We start from the raw sequence: 17,015 nt of genomic DNA, 5'->3' as shown, positions 1-17,015 counted from the left end.
TTTCTCTATTCCTTAACGTGCAGGAATGCGGCACCGCGCATTCCACCTGCGTCTCCGTGACGCGCCTTTTCAAACCTCGGTGGTTTGGCAACCGGCAGCAGATGAGGTCTTACCTTCTCTGCCAGGCCGTCATACAGCGCGTCGAAATTGGACAATCCACCCCCCAGTACAACCAGATGCGGGTCTACCAGCGTCAGCAGGTTACCCAGACAAACGGCCAGCAACTCCCGGTATCGGTCGGTATGGGCGATGGCTTGCGGATCTCCCTGATAATAGCGGGAGATAATCTCGGGTGCACTGAGAGCCTGCTGATTATGCAGCTGCCAGAGGCGGGAAAATCCCGAGCCCGACAGCCAGGAATCAATGCACCCAGTCTTGCCACAGCCACATCGCGGCTGCACTACGTTTTGTCCCAGCACGTCCAGCGCATCAATCGGCAAACGCGTGTGGCCAAACTCGCCCACCACGTAATTGCGCCCGGTTAACGGCTTGCCGTCAACAATCAGTCCGCCGCCAACGCCAGTGCCAAGGATCAGCCCCATCACCACCGGATAGGTCTGAAACTCTTCATCCCAGGCTTCCGAGAGGGCAAAACAGTTGGCGTCGTTATCGATGCGCACATCGCGACCCAGCCGTTGCGAGAGATCGGCCTGCAACGTTCTGCCCGTCGCGGCGGGCACGTTGGCGGTGAACAGCGTGCCATCGTCCGGCACCGGGATCCCTGGCACGCCAATGCCCACGCTGCCCCGTTGACCACTAAAGGCATCGGCTTCTTCCGTGAGCGCAACCAGCAGATCCACCAGCGCCTGATAGTCGTCTTTTGGCGTGACGACCCGCTTAGTCCAGACCTGCTGAAGCTGAAGGTTATACACCCCCAGCGCAATCTTGCTGCCGCCAACGTCAAAACCGTAATACATGCTGTTATTGTCCGCTCAGTACACGCGCCGGGTCGATTTTGCTCGCCCGCCGTGCGGGATACCAACTGGCAATCAGACTCAGCACCAGCGAGGTGACCAACACGATAGCCACATCTGACCAGTGCACTTCTGATGGCAGGAAGTCGATAAAGTAGATATCGCCGGACAGGAAATGATAGCCGGTTAAGGTTTCAATTCCGCGAATCAGCGGCGTGAGGTTGAATGCCGCCAGCACGCCAACCACCACGCCACTGACGCTGCCGACCAGCCCGGCCATCAGGCCATACCAGACAAAGATAGCGCGGATCAGGCCATCCTTCGCCCCGAGCGTGCGCAATACCGCAATGTCGCCACTCTTATCCTTCACCGCCATCACCAGCGTTGAAACGATGTTGAAACAGGCCACGCCAATCACCAGCACCATCGCCAGATACATAATGGCGCGGATCATCTGGATATCGCGATACATGTAGCCATAGGTGCCAATCCAGCTGCGGATATAGACGTAAGAATGCGTCACTTCACCGGCATCACGCACCAGCTTTTGCGCGGCAAACGGGTCGCTCATCTTCAGCGCAATGCCCGTGACGTTGTCACCCATGCCTAAATATTGCTGCGCATCGCCCAGTGGAACCAATGCCAGGCTGTGATCCAACATGCCGCTGAGCGCTAAAATGCCGCTCACCTGCAAACGTACGCGCTTCGGTTGCAGCAGCTTATGCTCGGGATCGCTGTTGGGGATCATGATGGTCAGCCAGTCGCCCTGCTTAACTTTCAGGCTGGTCGCCACGCCCTGACCAAGAATGATTTGCTGTTTGCCGGCGCTGAAACTCTGCCAGGCATTGTTCTGCACATACTTCGGCAACGCGCTCAGGTTGTTTTCCTGCTGAGGATCGACGCCCTTCACCTGAACCGCCTGCAGCTTCGCGCCGCTTTCAATCAGCCCGGTGAAGTTGATGTACGGTGCAGCCGCAGCGATGCCTTTCACCTGCTCTACCTTCGGCAGCAGTTGCTGCCAGCCGGTAAAGGGCTGATTGACCGGCTCGATTTCGCCATGCGGCACTACCGCCAGGATACGGTTATTCAGCTCGCGCTCGAAACCGTTCATCGCACTCAGCCCCACGATCAGTACCGCCACGCCCAGCGCAATACCGACGGTGGAAATCACCGAGATCAACGACACCATGCCGCTACGGCGACGCCCACGGCTGAACCGCAGGCCAAGAAGAAGAGAAAGATTGCCCGCCATTACGCCTTCCCTGCCAGTAACACGTCTCCGCTTAGCTGGCCGTCACGCATCTCCATCTGGCGGTTAAGCCGCTTCGCAAGATGTAAATCGTGGGTTACCACCAGGAAAGCCGTGCCCTGACGCACGTTCAGTTCGCCCAGCAGATCGAAAATGGCATCCGCGTTGCGGGCATCCAGATTACCGGTGGGCTCATCCGCCAGCACCAGACGCGGATTGTTCACCAGCGCACGGGCGATGGCCACACGCTGACGCTCGCCGCCGGAAAGCTCGGACGGACGGTGTTTCGCACGCTTATCCAGACCCACGGCCGTCAGCATCTCCATCGCTTTGGCTTCGGCCTCGGCTTTGCCCACTTTGCCAATCAGCAGCGGCATCGCCACGTTTTCCATCGCCGTAAAGTCCGGCAACAGATGGTGGAACTGGTAAATAAAGCCCAGCTCGCGGTTACGCAGTTCAGCCTTCGCCGAGGAGCTCATGCCGTTAAGGGATTTGCCGTTGAACACCACATCGCCAGAGGTGGGCGTATCCAGCCCGCCCAGCAGATGCATCAGGGTGCTTTTACCGGAGCCGGAGCTGCCGACAATCGCCATCATTTCGCCAGGGGCCACGCTGAAGGAGACATTGCGCAGCACATCCGTCTGGACGCTGCCTTCCTGATAGCGTTTGCACAGGTCATTGCACTGCAACAGAATCGGGTTACTCATAACGTAAAGCCTCAGCGGGTTGTACGGCGGCGGCGCGCCATGAAGGATACAGCGTGGAAAGCAGCGCCACGACCATCGCCGTTACCACAATGGTGATCACTTGCGGAATGGAAATTTCTACCGGCAGCGCCGCGCCATCAAGGAACGCGCCAATCAACGGCATCAGGTTATTCAGCTGGCTGGCTAACAGCACGCCGAGCAGCGCGCCCAGCACCGAGCCGACAATGCCTGCGGTGGCACCCTGCACCATAAACACCATCACAATTTGCCGGCGGGTTAAGCCCTGGGTTTGCAGGATCGCCACTTCGCCCTGCTTCTCCATGATCAGCAGACCCAGCGAGGTGATGATGTTAAAGGCTGCCACGGCGACGATCAGGCTCAGCAGCAGGCCCATCATGTTTTTCTCCATGCGCACCGCCTGGAACAGCTCGCCTTTACGCTCGCGCCAGTCTTTCCATACCAGCCCTTCCGGCAGCTTTTGCTGGCTGAGGCTGTCAACCTGCAGCGGCTTATCCAGCCACAGACGCCAACCGGTGATGTTGCCCGCCGGATAACGCATCAGTCTTGAGGCATCCTGCTGATTTACCAGAATCTGATAACCGTCCACCTCACTGTTGGCGGCGAAGGTGCCCACCACGGTGAACAGACGCTGGCTCGGCAAGCGGCCCATCGGCGTGAACTGGCTGGCAGAAGGCACCATCAGACGCAGCTCTTCACCGCGCTTCACGCCCAGCTGGGTCGCCAGCTGTTCACCAATGATCACGTTATATTTGCCGGGCTGCAGATCGGTCTGCTTGACGTTCACCAGATAAGGCGAAAGGGGATCCGGTTCATCCGGGTTGATGCCCAGCATCACGCCCACGCCGACGCTGCGGGCGCTTTGCAGCACCACATCCCCGGTGGTCAGCGGCGTAATTTTCTTCGTTCCTTGCAGCTTGAGGCTGTCAGCCGGCAGCTGTTGCGGATTGATCGAGCCTTTGTCGCTGGTAATCAGCGCCTGAGGCATCAAATTGAGGGTGCTCTTCTCGAGCTCATGCTCAAAACCGTTCATCACCGATAACACGGTGACCAGCGCCAGCACGCCAAGCGTGATGCCGATGGCGGAGAGCCAGGAAACAAACCGGCCGAAGCGGTCTGAAGCTCGTCCACGCATATAGCGCAGACCGATAAATAACGCGACAGGTTGATACATGTAATCCGTCTTCTGGCAAAGCGTTGGCAAAAAGTGATCGAAGATAATAAAGGTTAGCCCGGCGTTATGGAACCTCTAAGCCGCTGACTGTGCAGCTTTGTTTTGTCAGCAACGGCAACAATGGCCCTCATCACCGCGATATCGCACAAAAAACAGCCGCTAATTGCTCAATTGTCGGCCGTGAATCGGCTTACAATACTATTAACCCCTCTCAAAAAGAGGTAATACGTTAAGTGCAATATCGCCGTAGAGTCAGCCCAGGAGTGGTAAAAATGTCTAAATATCCTAAAGGCAGCATTGTCAGGCACAAAACCGGCGACATTAAAGGCATGGTAGTGAACGTGTTCGAACAGGGCGATTCACCCGCGGGTTACTACGTAAAGTGGGATGACGGCAACCACAGCTATCACGGTGAAAAAGAGCTGATCTGGGCAAACATTGACCGACCTAAGATGCACTACACCCAACAATCGCCGAAATAGAGGTATACTCCGGTTAGCTGAAGGGGAACACGGTTCCCTGCTCTCCATTTTGCGAAGAGACCGTCTGACTGATTATGCCTGAACACATTCGTTACACCCTGCCCGTAAAAGCAGGTGACCAGCGCCAGTTAGGTCAACTGACCGGTGCCGCCTGTGCGGTGGAATGCGCTGAAATCATCGAACGCCATCCTGGCCCGGTGATGTTAATCGCCCCCGACATGCAAAATGCCCTCCGCCTGTATGATGAGATCAAACAGTTTACCGACGAGCCGGTGATGAGCCTGGCCGACTGGGAAACGCTGCCTTTTGACAGTTTCTCACCGCATCAGGACATTATTTCCTCACGCCTTTCCACGCTCTACCAGTTGCCGATGATGGAACGCGGTGTGCTGATCCTGCCGGTGAATACGCTGTTGCAGCGGGTTTGTCCGCACAGCTTCCTGCACGGGCACGCGCTGGTGATGAAGAAAGGCCAGCGGCTGTCGCGCGATACCTTGCGCAGCCAGCTTGAACAGGCCGGTTACCGTCACGTCGATCAGGTGATGGAACATGGCGAATACGCCACCCGTGGCGCGCTGCTGGATCTCTATCCGATGGGCAGCGACCAGCCCTACCGCATCGACTTCTTTGATGACGAGATCGACAGCCTGCGCTTGTTCGACGTCGACAGCCAGCGCACGCTGGAAGAGGTTCCGGCGGTTAACCTGCTGCCGGCGCATGAATTCCCGACCGACAAAGCGGCGATTGAGCTGTTCCGCACCCAGTGGCGCGAACATTTCGAGGTGCGCCGCGAGTCCGAACACATTTATCAGCAGGTGAGCAAAGGCACGCTGCCGACCGGCATTGAGTACTGGCAGCCGCTGTTCTTCGACCAGCCGTTGCCGGCGCTGTTCAGCTATCTGCCGGAAAACACCCTGCTGGTGAACACCGGCGATCTGGAAGTCAGCGCCGATCGTTTCCTGCTGGATGTCACCTCCCGCTTTGAAAGCCGCCGCGTGGATCCTATGCGCCCGCTGTTGCCGCCAGAAAAGCTCTGGCTGCGCACCGATGAGCTGTTTAGCGAGCTGAAAAACTGGCCGCGCGTGCAGTTAAAAAGCGAAGAGCTGCCGAAGAAAGCCGCTAATACCAACTTGCAGTATCACCCGCTGCCGGATCTGGCGGTGCAGGCGCAGGCCAAAGTGCCGCTGGATACCTTGCGTCGCTTCCTGGAAGAATTCAGCGGCCCGGTAATCTTCTCGGTTGAGAGTGAAGGCCGCCGTGAAGCGCTGCAGGAGTTGCTGGCGCGGATTAAAATTTTGCCTCAGGGCGTGCATACCTTTGCCGAAGCCGAAGCGGCCGGTCACTATCTGATGATTGGTGCCAGCGAAAAAGGCTTCGTCGACGGTTTGCGCCAGCGGGCGTTTATCTGCGAAGGCGATCTGCTGGGCGAACGCGTCAGCCGTCGTCGTCAGGACAGCCGCCGCACCATTAACCCTGATGTATTAATCCGTAACCTCGCCGAACTGCGTTCCGGGCAGCCGGTGGTGCACCTCGAGCATGGCGTGGGTCGCTACATCGGGCTGACCACGCTGGAAACCGGCGGTATCACCGCCGAGTACCTGATGCTGACCTACGCCGGTGACGCCAAGCTGTATGTGCCGGTGTCGTCGCTGCACTTGATCAGCCGCTATGCCGGCGGTGCGGATGAGAACGCGCCGCTGCATAAGCTCGGCAGCGATGCCTGGTCACGGGCGCGGCAGAAAGCCGCCGAGAAAGTGCGTGATGTGGCCGCGGAGCTGCTGGATATCTACGCCCAGCGTGAAGCCAAGAGCGGTTTTGCCTTTAAGCACGATCGTGAGCAATATCAGCTGTTCTGCGAGAGTTTCCCGTTCGAAACCACCCCCGACCAGGCGCAGGCAATCAATGCCGTCCTCAGTGATATGTGCCAGCCGCTGGCGATGGATCGTCTGGTGTGCGGCGACGTCGGCTTCGGTAAAACCGAAGTGGCGATGCGAGCTGCCTTCCTCGCGGTGGAAAACCACAAACAGGTTGCGGTGCTGGTGCCGACCACCCTGCTTGCTCAGCAGCATTACGATAACTTCCGCGACCGTTTCGCCAACTGGCCGGTGCGCATTGAGATGCTTTCCCGCTTCCGAACCGCCAAAGAACAAACGGCGATCCTTGAGCAGGCCAGAGAAGGCAAAATCGATATTCTGATTGGCACGCATAAACTGCTGGCCAATGAGATCAAGTGGCGCGATTTGGGACTGCTGATCGTCGATGAAGAGCACCGCTTCGGCGTGCGTCATAAGGAACGCATTAAAGCGATGCGCGCCGACGTGGATATCCTGACGCTGACCGCCACGCCGATCCCGCGCACGCTGAATATGGCGATGAGCGGCATGCGCGACCTGTCGATTATTGCCACGCCACCGGCACGTCGCCTGGCGGTAAAAACCTTTGTGCGTGAGTTCGACGATCTGGTGGTGCGCGAAGCTATCCTGCGTGAAGTGCTGCGTGGTGGCCAGGTTTACTATCTGTACAACGACGTCGAAAACATCGAGAAAGCGGCTAATCGCCTGTCTGAACTGGTTCCGGAGGCCCGTGTGGCCATCGGCCACGGTCAGATGCGTGAGCGCGAGCTGGAACGGGTGATGAATGATTTCCACCATCAGCGCTTCAACGTGCTGGTGTGTACCACCATCATCGAAACCGGTATCGATATTCCGACCGCCAACACCATCATCATCGAGCGCGCGGACCATTTCGGTCTGGCACAGTTACACCAGTTGCGCGGCCGCGTGGGACGTTCACACCACCAGGCGTATGCCTGGCTGATGACGCCGCATCCGAAAGCGATGACGTCCGATGCGCATAAGCGTCTGGAAGCACTCGCCTCTCTGGAAGATTTGGGCGCCGGGTTTGCGCTGGCGACCCACGATCTGGAAATTCGTGGCGCGGGTGAGCTGTTGGGTGAAGGACAAAGCGGACAGATGGAAACCATTGGCTTCTCGCTGTATATGGAGCTGCTGGAAAATGCCGTTGAGGCGCTGAAAGAAGGCCGTGAACCGTCGCTGGAAGATCTGACCAATAGTCAGACTGACATTGAGCTGCGGATGCCTTCCCTGTTGCCAGATGAGTACATTCCGGATGTGAACACCCGTCTGTCGTTCTATAAACGGATCGCCAGCGCGCAGGAAGAAGGCGAGTTGCAGGATCTGAAAGTCGAACTGATCGACCGCTTTGGCCTGTTGCCGGATGCCGCACGTAATCTGCTGGACACTGCTTCGCTGCGCCTGATGGCGAAGAAGATCGGCATTCGTCGGGTGGAAGCCAGCGACAAAGGCGGCTTTATTGAGTTCGCCGAGAAGAATCTGGCTAATCCAGGCTGGCTGATTGGGTTGTTGCAGAAGGAACCGCAGCACTGGCGGCTTGATGGCCCGACCAAAATCAAGTTTATCCGCGACCTGGCTGACCGCAAGTTAAGGATGAAATGGGTCGGTGACTTTATGGCTCAGGTACTGGCGAACGCCGCCTGAGCCTGACTCAGCAATAAAAAAAGCGGCTAATCAGCCGCTTTTTTTCTGTCCGCGAGATGCCCACGACAGTAAGCATCTTATCAGGCAGCTACGCGCGTGGCGTCAACTGCCGGATTTTACGCTTTGTCGTTCAGCACCAGCTGACCATTACTGTCCAGCGGGATACGGGTGCCTGGGTCGTTATCCATACGGATTTTGCCCTGGTCGTTACCGATTTTATAGGTAACGTCATAACCCATCATTTTTTCCTGCTTGTCGTAAACGGTTTTGCAGCGCTGCTCGGTGGTGGTGTAGGTATCCCGATCCTGCAGTGCGCCCTGCACCTGATTACCACCGTAGCCACCGGCCACTGCACCGGCAACGGTTGCCACGTCGCGACCGCGACCGCCGCCAAACTGATGGCCCAACACGCCACCCGCTACCGCGCCCAGTACTGAACCGGCAATACGGTGCTCATCCTGCACGGCGCGACGGTGTGTCAGCGTCACGTTACGGCATTCCTGACGTGGGTTTTTGGTCGTTTCTTTGATTGGTGTTGCGGAAAGCACCTGCGCATACTGCGGGCTGCGATCAAAAACGTTCATGCCTGCAACAGCAGCGACGCCCAGGGCCGCTGCCACACCAATTCCGATACCTGCCAACATTGATTTATTCACAGGACGTTCTCCTGAAATTGTTACCGCGCAATTTAGCCTGCAGCCCATTCCGTAGCAGAGACCATTACCTGGCGTGCGCGACGCGCCATGTGGTGTTGGGGTAATTTTGCGCATCAGGACCAATTGTGACAATAAGAATACCGGACGAAATCACGTCCAGTTACCATAAGAGAAAGCTTTTAAGAGTGTTCCGATCGACGGCTTTGCGGGGCGGTAAAAGAAGAAAGGCTTATAGTAAACGCGTCACTATAAGCCTTGATGCTTGCAAATACTGTGGTACTACAACGACTAAATTGCGATCAATGCATTTTCAGGCGCGGACGGATCACCCGGTTAATGCTGCCAACCAGCATCATCAGGCCGGTTTTGAAGTAGCCGTGCAGCGCCACCTGGTGCATACGGTACAGCGAAATGTAAACGAAACGCGCAATGCGCCCTTCCACCATCATCGAACCGCGCATCAGGTTACCCATCAGGCTTCCCACCGTACTGAAGCGAGAGAGCGACACCAGCGAACCGTGATCCTTATAGACATAGGATTTCAGGCTCTGGCCTTTAATCTGCGCCAGGATGTTACCCAGTACCAACGAAGCCATCTGGTGAGCAGACTGCGCGCGCGGCGGCACAAATCCACCGGATGGCAGTGCACAGGATGCACAGTCACCAATGGCGAAGATGCTGTCATCCAGTGTGGTTTGCAGCGTAGGCTTCACCACCAGCTGATTGATGCGGTTAGTTTCCAGACCGCCAATCTCTTTCATAAAGTCAGGCGCTTTGATCCCCGCTGCCCACACCATCAGATCGGCATCGATAAACTCGCCCGATTTGGTGTTCAGTCCTTTTTTATCGGCGCTGGTCACCATGGTCTGCGTTAATACCCGCACGCCCAGCTTGGTCAGTTCCTGATGCGCCGCGGTGGAGATACGTGGCGGCAGCGCTGGCAGAATACGCTCACCGGCTTCCACCAGCGTGACGTTCAGCGCGCTGTTATCCAGCCCCTTGTAACCGTAGCTGTGCAGCTGTTTGACCGCATTATGCAGCTCGGCCGACAGCTCGACGCCGGTGGCGCCTGCACCAACAATGGCGATGTTCACTGTGTCCTGCGGCCCTTCGCTGGAAGAGAATTTCAGGAACAGGTTGAGCATTTCATTGTGGAAACGACGCGCCTGGTGCGGGTTATCAAGGAAGATGCAGTGGTCTTTTACACCCGGCGTACCAAAGTCGTTAGAGGTACTGCCCAGCGCCATCACCAGGGTGTCATAGGCCAGTTCACGTTCAGGGACCAACAGCTCACCCTGCGCATCGCGGATCTCAGACAGCTGCAGGCGTTTGCCTTCGCGGTCGATATCGGTCAGCGTGCCCAGCTGGAACTGGAAACCGTGATTGCGGGCATGCGCCAGGTAGCTCAGTCCATCAATCCCTTCATCCAGCGATCCGGTGGCCACTTCATGCAGCAGCGGTTTCCACAGGTGGCTGGTGTTACGATCGACCAGAGTGATTTCAGCCTTTTTCTTACGCCCCAACTTGTGACCCAGCTGAGTAGCAAGTTCAAGTCCACCTGCCCCTCCGCCAATAATGACAATTTTCTTCAGTGGTGTAGTCAATTGACCCCCTTAAATTGTGAACCGATCGTTAACTAAAGGTTAAATTAATATCCTTAGTAAACATAGGGTTGGCGAGTTTAATTCGCTATCTGCTGGCAGAATAGCACGGGGATGAAGCAGAGATCTCTTAAAATTGATGCAGGTCAATTTTTACCAACGATCTCAGAATAGTACGAAGAAATAAGGGGCAGGACGCAGCCGGATGACTGCGCCCTTAAGCGTTAACCGAGGGTTTTAAAGGCCTTGATGCGTTGCAGATGTTGCGCGATATTTTTGAATTTATGGCCCTGCACGTCGTCCCAGATAATCTCATAGGTGCTTTGCAACGCCTCTGCCGAACGCTGACTGTCCAGCGCGTCATCGTTGCGTGAGAGAATGGCCAGGCAGCGGTCACGGTTCTTCTCGCGGAAATTGCTGACGCATTTCGTCGCCAGATCGACATACTCTTCCGGGCGATTAATTTTCCCCACCATGTTCTCTTCAGGCCAGAGGTTCGGATTGAAGATGACCTGGCGGATATCGCTGAGAAAACCAATGCGCTCGGCCCAAAAGCCACCTAAGCCCACGCCGCAAATCAACGGCCTTTCATCGTCAGTGCTGCGCAGCAGTTTATCGGTCTCATTCAGCAGATACTGCATATCATGCTTGGGATGCAGCGTGCTGTAGCTCAGCAAGCGCACATCCGGGTCAATAAACTGCAGCTGGAGAACCTTTTCATGGTTCCCCGGACTGGTGGAATCAAAACCGTGCAGATAAATGATCATCGCCATCCTCGTGGAGAATTGCCGTCAGCTGCCTTTTTGCTCCAGCCAGCGCGATTGCAGCGCGGTCAGGGCCTTGTTCGCTTCTTTCCAGCGAGGCGAATCCAGCAGCTGCTGGCGGGTAAATGTTCCCCGATGATACAACCGGCTGACGCGTTCGGCGTTGATCGGCGACAGATTATCCAACACGCTGACCGCACCCTGACGGTTATTGCAGACCAGTATCATATCGCAGCCGGCATCCAGCGATGCCTGGCCACGCTCTGCGTAGCTGCCCATAATCGCCGCACCTTCCATCGACAGATCGTCCGAGAAAATCACGCCGTCATACCCTAACTCGCCGCGAAGCACGGTCTGTAACCAGTGGGACGATCCGCTTGCCGGACGGGGATCGATCTGAGTATAGATAACATGCGCCGGCATGATCGCATCCAATGCCTGCTCTTCAATCAGCTGTTTGAAAATCTGCATGTCGTGCTGGCGAATTTCCTGCTCGCTGCGGTCATCACGCGGCGTCTCTTTGTGCGAATCGGCACTGACCGCACCATGGCCGGGGAAATGTTTGCCGGTGGTTTTCATACCCGCGTCGTGCATCCCGCGGATAAACTGACGCGCCATGCGTAAAGCGATGGCCGGATCTTCATGGAAGCTGCGCTCACCAATGGCCGCGCTGCCGTGGCCGATATCCAGCACCGGCGCAAAGCTGATGTCGATATCCATGGCGATCATTTCTGAGGCCATTAACCAGCCGGCCTGCTGGGCCAGCTCGGCGGCCTTCGCTTCGTTATTTAACGCGTAGAAAGACTGCATGGCGGGCAAACGGGTAAAGCCCTCACGAAAGCGCTGAACGCGTCCGCCTTCCTGATCGACGGCAACCACCAGCCGGTTGCGCGAAGCCGCGCGAATTTGCCTGACCAGTTCGGCCAGCTGCGCAGGATCGTGATAATTACGGCTAAACAGGATCAACCCGCCGACCAGCGGGTGCTGTAAAATCTCACGCTCTTCTGCATCCAGCTCGTAGCCGAGCACGTCTAACATTACCGGTCCCACACTTCACCTCTTAATCTGATAACACCCGCTGCCAGGCTTCTGCTGCCAGCGTGTAAAACATCGGTTGTTGAGTCTGCTGCCAGCGCAGCTCATACCAGCTGGCCATCAGCAGTCGCAGCCACGGCTGCCAGCGCTGCATCTGATGCGTCAGCGCCTGCTGGTCAATATTCTGTTGCGCGGCATAGCAAGCCGTTAGCTGCTGTTGTTGTTGCTGGTTGAGGCCGTTGCCCGCCACTATCGCCGCCAGCTCCAGCGCCACATCGCCATCACTGGCGTATTCCCAGTCGATAAGCTGCAAGCTGTCCCGATGACGGATGACATTGCCGCCATGGATATCCATATGCAGTAACGCCAGCCGCAGCGGCCTGGGCTCACCCTGCTGTTGGCACTTTTTAAGCGCCCGCAGCCAGCCATGATGGCGACGCGTCGGGCAACTTAACTGCCAGTACTGCTGTAACAGCGACAGCAGAGAAAGCCGGTAGCCGCTCAGTGGCTGCGCGTGCAAGGTGGCCACCTTTGAGGCAACCGCCTCAAGGTGCTGAATAAACCCCTGCCGATCCAGCGCTTCGCCAGGCTGCCAGCCCAGCAGTAACCACTCTGCGTTAAAACCCTGCACCGCTGGTGCAAGACCACTGCCTGAGAGTTTGCGCAGAATATGGTACTCGCGACGGCGATCGACGCCGGGAACAGGCTCGGCTTTTCGCTGATGGCGAGCCAGCAAGGTCAGGTCGCCCACCACGACTTTTCCGGTCTGGCCGGTGAGCCCGGTCAGCGGAAAAAAAGAACCGGCGGATTGCGCCGCCGGAAACTGTTGGGTGATCAGCCTGGCAAGCGCCGGATCAATGCTGGACGACACCGTTGCCTGACCAGATGATTTCACCAGTCTGCACCAGCATCAGCTGCATTTGCAGCGAAGGCGTTTTCACATCGCCCTGCACGTTGCTGTACAACACATACTGCGCGCCAACAATACGCGCCAGACCCACTGCTTTACTGCGTGAGCCCAGGCTGTCTTCTGCTGACAGGCCCAGCGTCTGCTTAGCGGTCGCTAGCTGCTGCGGCGTGACCAGCGTGAACTGGGTATTATTATCCAGTGCCGTGTGCAGCGCAGCGGTAGCTTTAGAGATTTGCAGGCTGCCGTTGGTGCTGTTTTTCACCCCATCCACCAGCAGAACGCTGCCGGCGGTGACGCCATCGGCTTTCAGCATCTGCGCAATCAATGGCGAGACGCTGGCATCCCAGTTAATGGACTGGAACTTCGGCGGCTGTGGTACGGTTTCCGCTGGCGGTGGCTCAACAGGCGGTTGGACTGGCTGAGTCGGCTGCACCGGCTCGACCGGCGCAGGCTTCTGCGGTTGCTGCTGTTCATTCACACAGCCCGCCAGGATCAGCGCCAGTAACACGACACCCGAGAGTTTGATTAACTTCCTTTCCACGCAATAACTCCTAAAGATACAAATAGAGCCTGACTTTGCTCGCCGTCAGGTTACCGGTTTGCGATGATATTTCAATATTGCCATTGGCGGCCACGGTGGTGGTGCGCGGGGCTTCAAACGGGGTGATTTCCAGACCTTTGTCATCATACCAGTAGAAACGGTAGTGAACGGTTACCGGCTTCACCTGCTGGTTATAAAGCACCGAGGAGGCCCGCTGCTGCCCTTCATTTTCGGACATCACCGGCTGATCGGTGGTGATCCCGGCTGACAGGACCGATGACTCCATCACCAACGACTGCGAGGTATTGATGGTGGTGGGAGGGCTGCTGCATCCGCTGAGCAGCGCCAGTAACGTTATGCCTGTGGCAATCGCCCGCATAGTGAGGTGTGTCCGTATCAGAGGGCTAGTTAGCCAGCATTGGGCCTAAAGGACGACCACCGACGAGATGGAAGTGGATATGATAAACCTCCTGCCCGCCGTGTTTATTGCAGTTCATGATCAGACGGTAGCCATCTTCGGCAATGCCCTGATCTTTGGCAATTTTAGCCGCAACGGTGATCATCCTGCCCAGCGCCGCTTCATGGCCTGGCACCGCATCGTTGGCGGTTGGGATCACAATATTGGGAATGATCAGAATATGGGTGGGCGCTTTTGGCGAGATATCACGGAAGGCGGTCACCAGCTCATCCTGATAGACGATGTCAGCCGGGATTTCACGGCGGATAATTTTACTGAAAATCGTTTCTTCAGCCATCAGTCACTTCCTTAACGAAAAGTAGAGTTCAGGCAGTATGAGTGAGTTAGCCGTTTTCTTTCAACCTTCCCGTGACATTTCTTACGCTAATCGCCTGGCATGTCAGCATTCGGCTTGTACGGGCATGAAAAAGGGGAGCCTCAGCTCCCCTTTCGTCACGGAATAAACCCTTAACTGTTACGGATATAATCGTCCATATCGGTTTTCAGGTTATCGGATTTAGTGCCAAAAATGGCCTGAACACCGGACCCGGCAATCACCACGCCCGCCGCGCCTAATTTTTTCAGGCCAGGCTGGTCGACTTTGGTCACGTCCGCCACGCTGACACGCAGACGGGTGATACAGGCGTCCAGATTGGTGATGTTGTCTTTGCCGCCAAAGGCTGCGACCAGATTACCGGCCATCTCACTGGCGTTACCCACCGTTTGCTCTGCGGTGGTCTCTTCACGACCTGGCGTTTTCAGGTTGAATTTGGTGATCACAAAGCGGAATACGGTGTAGTAAATCAGGCCATAAATGACACCGACCACCGGGAACAGCCAGATTTTGCTGCTGTTGCCACTGAGCACCACAAAATCGATCAGGCCGTGAGAGAAGCTGGTGCCATCACGCATTCCTAACAGGATACAGATTGGGAACGCCAGACCGGCCAGCAGAATGTGGATGGCGTAGAGCACCGGGGCCACGAACATGAATGAGAACTCAATCGGTTCGGTGATGCCGGTCAGGAACGAGGTCAGTGCAGCGGAGATCATAATGCCGCCCACTTTGGCGCGGTTCTCTGGTTTCGCTGAATGCCAGATAGCGATAGCCGCCGCTGGCAGACCGTACATTTTAAACAGGAAGCCGCCGGAAAGTTTGCCCGCCGTTGGGTCACCCGCCATATAGCGTGGGATATCACCGTGGAATACCTGACCCGCCGCATTGGTAAACTCACCAATTTGCATCTGGAAAGGAACGTTCCAGATATGGTGCAGGCCAAACGGCACCAGCGTACGCTCAATCAGACCATACAGGCCGAAGGCAACAACCGGGTTCTGGTAAGCCGCCCACTGTGAGAAGTCCTGAATCGCCGTACCAATCGGTGGCCAGACAAAGGAGAGCGCCACACCGAGGAAGATCGCCGTGAAGCCAGAGATAATCGGCACAAAGCGTTTACCGGCAAAGAAGCCCAGATATTCCGGCAACTTGATACGGTAGAAGCGGTTAAACATGTATGCCGCAATCGAACCGGCAATGATGCCACCGAGTACGCCGGTATCCGCCAGATGTTTGGCTTCGATTTCCGCCGGCGGTAAATGCAGCACCAGCGGCGCGACCACCGCCATGGTTTTCACCATGATGCCATAGGCAACGACGGCGGCCAGTGCCGAAACGCCGTCATTGTTGGTGAAGCCCAGCGCCACGCCAATCGCGAAGATTAACGGCATATTGGCGAAGACTGAACCACCGGCTTCCGCCATGACGTGAGAAACCACGGCAGGCAACCAGCTGAAGTTGGCAGAACCAACGCCCAGCAGAATACCGGCTATCGGCAAAACCGACACCGGCAGCATCAGCGATTTGCCGACCTTTTGCAGGTTGGCAAAGGCATTTTTAAACATAGTGTGAAGCTCCTGAGTATGATTGCTGTTTTACGCGCGTTACGCGTGATAACGGAGGGGAGATCCCCGCTATTTTCGGAACGTCTTAGCGTTCTCGGTATTTATTACGAAGAGTAAAATAAATCGCTAAAATTTAGTTTGATGAGCATCACGTTTCATCGAAGCTTTGCACATCGTCTAGTTCAAATGGCCAGAAAATGCCAGGTTTTGCACAATAAAAAACCGCATCACCCAAAAGAGCGATGCGGAATTGCATCAACAGCCGCTGCCGGCTGACGTGAACGCCGTCGTTATGCGTCGGTTAACCGGGAGAGCGGCACGTGGAACAGATCGGAAAAGTTCTTTGTGGTGGCTTCAGCCATTTGCTCAATGCTGACGCCTTTGACCACCGCCATATATTCGGCAACATCACGCGTGTAAGCGGGCTGATTCTCTTTGCCGCGGAACGGCACCGGCGCCAGGTACGGTGAATCCGTCTCGACCAGCATACGATCGAGTGGCACGCAGCGTGCCGCTTCGCGGATGCTCTCCGCATTGCGGAAGGTGGCGATGCCCGAGAACGAGATATAGAAACCCATATCCAACAGTTTGGCGGCCGTTTCCCGATCTTCGGTGAAGCAGTGCAGCACGCCGCCACAGCCTTCCACCTTCTCTTCTTTCAGGATCGCCAGCGTGTCTTCACGCGCGTCACGCGTATGGACGATCACCGGTTTGTTCAGATCGCGTCCGATGCGGATATGCTCGCGGAAAGATGCCTGCTGCTGCTCCTTAGTCTCTTTCTGATAAAAGTAATCGAGACCCGTTTCACCCATGGCGACCACCCGCTGGTCTGCAGCCAGCTGGCGCAGTTCGGCAAAGTCATAGGGCTGTTCCTGATTCAGCGGATGAACGCCGCAGGAGTAGGCGACGTTCGGGCGATCGCCAATCAGCTCAACCATCGCTTTATAACCCGGCAGCGTGGTGGCAACTGCCAGCATAAATTTCACATCGCGCGCGGCGGCTTTCGCCAGCACGTCGCTGACATCGTTGTGCAAGGTGTCATAATCCAGTCCATCGAGATGGCAGTGCGAATCAACTAAAAACATAA

General features: G+C 56.5%; 16 protein-coding genes. 2 read left to right on the top strand and 14 right to left on the bottom strand.

Going from position 1 to position 17,015, the window contains the following annotated elements; translation table 11 throughout:
• Positions 1–5: 5 nt before the first annotated feature.
• Genes nagK through lolC form a run of 4 tightly spaced genes read right to left on the bottom strand, consistent with a single transcriptional unit; the run spans position 6 to position 4,062 of the window.
• Positions 6–917 (bottom strand): N-acetylglucosamine kinase, encoded by a 912-nt coding sequence (gene nagK / locus EBC_RS10185; RefSeq protein WP_013201701.1) that lies wholly within the window; start codon positions 915–917, stop codon positions 6–8.
• A 4-nt stretch (positions 918–921) separates the two neighbouring features.
• Positions 922–2,166, bottom strand: a complete 1,245-nt coding sequence (lolE, locus tag EBC_RS10180; protein ID WP_013201700.1) for a lipoprotein-releasing ABC transporter permease subunit LolE — start codon at positions 2,164–2,166, stop codon at positions 922–924.
• On the bottom strand, positions 2,166–2,870 hold the full coding sequence (lolD, locus tag EBC_RS10175) for a lipoprotein-releasing ABC transporter ATP-binding protein LolD (RefSeq protein WP_013201699.1): 705 nt from the start codon (positions 2,868–2,870) through the stop codon (positions 2,166–2,168). The genes lolE and lolD overlap by 1 nt, the downstream gene beginning before the upstream one ends.
• Positions 2,863–4,062 (bottom strand): lipoprotein-releasing ABC transporter permease subunit LolC, encoded by a 1,200-nt coding sequence (gene lolC / locus EBC_RS10170; RefSeq protein WP_013201698.1) that lies wholly within the window; start codon positions 4,060–4,062, stop codon positions 2,863–2,865. Before lolC ends, lolD begins: the two co-directional genes overlap by 8 nt.
• A 272-nt stretch (positions 4,063–4,334) precedes the next feature.
• On the opposite strand from lolC, the gene EBC_RS10165 reads away from it, so the two are divergent.
• Both EBC_RS10165 and mfd read left to right on the top strand, forming a co-directional pair.
• Entirely contained in the window at positions 4,335–4,544 is a 210-nt protein-coding gene (locus EBC_RS10165; RefSeq protein WP_013201697.1) for a hypothetical protein, read from the top strand.
• A 74-nt stretch (positions 4,545–4,618) separates the two neighbouring features.
• On the top strand, positions 4,619–8,062 hold the full coding sequence (gene mfd / locus EBC_RS10160) for a transcription-repair coupling factor (RefSeq protein WP_013201696.1): 3,444 nt from the start codon (positions 4,619–4,621) through the stop codon (positions 8,060–8,062).
• A gap of 116 nt (positions 8,063–8,178) precedes the next feature.
• On the opposite strand, the gene EBC_RS10155 is transcribed toward mfd, so the two are convergent.
• The 10 genes from EBC_RS10155 to EBC_RS10110 all read right to left on the bottom strand — a co-directional run bounded on the left by EBC_RS10155 (position 8,179) and on the right by EBC_RS10110 (position 17,013).
• Positions 8,179–8,718, bottom strand: coding sequence for a glycine zipper 2TM domain-containing protein (locus tag EBC_RS10155; protein ID WP_013201695.1), 540 nt, complete (start codon positions 8,716–8,718; stop codon positions 8,179–8,181).
• Between the two features lie 299 nt (positions 8,719–9,017).
• Positions 9,018–10,322 (bottom strand): NAD(P)/FAD-dependent oxidoreductase, encoded by a 1,305-nt coding sequence (locus tag EBC_RS10150; RefSeq protein ID WP_013201694.1) that lies wholly within the window; start codon positions 10,320–10,322, stop codon positions 9,018–9,020.
• Positions 10,323–10,543: 221 nt separating this feature from the next.
• A complete protein-coding gene (gene ycfP, locus EBC_RS10145; RefSeq protein WP_013201693.1) occupies positions 10,544–11,086 on the bottom strand; it encodes an alpha/beta hydrolase YcfP in 543 nt (180 codons plus the stop codon).
• A 24-nt stretch (positions 11,087–11,110) separates the two neighbouring features.
• The gene (nagZ, locus tag EBC_RS10140; protein ID WP_041691968.1) at positions 11,111–12,121 is read right to left on the bottom strand and encodes a beta-N-acetylhexosaminidase; all 1,011 of its coding nucleotides are present in this window, start codon (positions 12,119–12,121) and stop codon (positions 11,111–11,113) included.
• Between the two features lie 22 nt (positions 12,122–12,143).
• Positions 12,144–13,013, bottom strand: a complete 870-nt coding sequence (gene thiK, locus EBC_RS10135) for a thiamine kinase (protein WP_231853685.1) — start codon at positions 13,011–13,013, stop codon at positions 12,144–12,146.
• A complete protein-coding gene (lpoB, locus tag EBC_RS10130) occupies positions 12,973–13,569 on the bottom strand; it encodes a penicillin-binding protein activator LpoB (RefSeq protein ID WP_013201690.1) in 597 nt (198 codons plus the stop codon). The genes thiK and lpoB overlap by 41 nt, the downstream gene beginning before the upstream one ends.
• Before the next feature lie 10 nt (positions 13,570–13,579).
• Complete coding sequence (locus tag EBC_RS10125) at positions 13,580–13,948, bottom strand: YcfL family protein (RefSeq protein WP_013201689.1); 369 nt, start codon at positions 13,946–13,948, stop codon at positions 13,580–13,582.
• A gap of 25 nt (positions 13,949–13,973) precedes the next feature.
• The gene (gene hinT, locus EBC_RS10120; RefSeq protein ID WP_013201688.1) at positions 13,974–14,324 is read right to left on the bottom strand and encodes a purine nucleoside phosphoramidase; all 351 of its coding nucleotides are present in this window, start codon (positions 14,322–14,324) and stop codon (positions 13,974–13,976) included.
• Between the two features lie 170 nt (positions 14,325–14,494).
• Positions 14,495–15,928 (bottom strand): PTS glucose transporter subunit IIBC, encoded by a 1,434-nt coding sequence (gene ptsG, locus EBC_RS10115; protein ID WP_013201687.1) that lies wholly within the window; start codon positions 15,926–15,928, stop codon positions 14,495–14,497.
• A 290-nt stretch (positions 15,929–16,218) separates the two neighbouring features.
• On the bottom strand, positions 16,219–17,013 hold the full coding sequence (locus EBC_RS10110) for a metal-dependent hydrolase (protein ID WP_013201686.1): 795 nt from the start codon (positions 17,011–17,013) through the stop codon (positions 16,219–16,221).
• Between the last annotated feature and the right edge of the window lie 2 nt (positions 17,014–17,015).

This window comes from Erwinia billingiae Eb661, from assembly GCF_000196615.1.
In the GTDB taxonomy this organism is placed as follows: Bacteria; Pseudomonadota; Gammaproteobacteria; order Enterobacterales; family Enterobacteriaceae; genus Erwinia; species Erwinia billingiae.
This window is presented reverse-complemented; position numbering and strand designations above follow the sequence as displayed.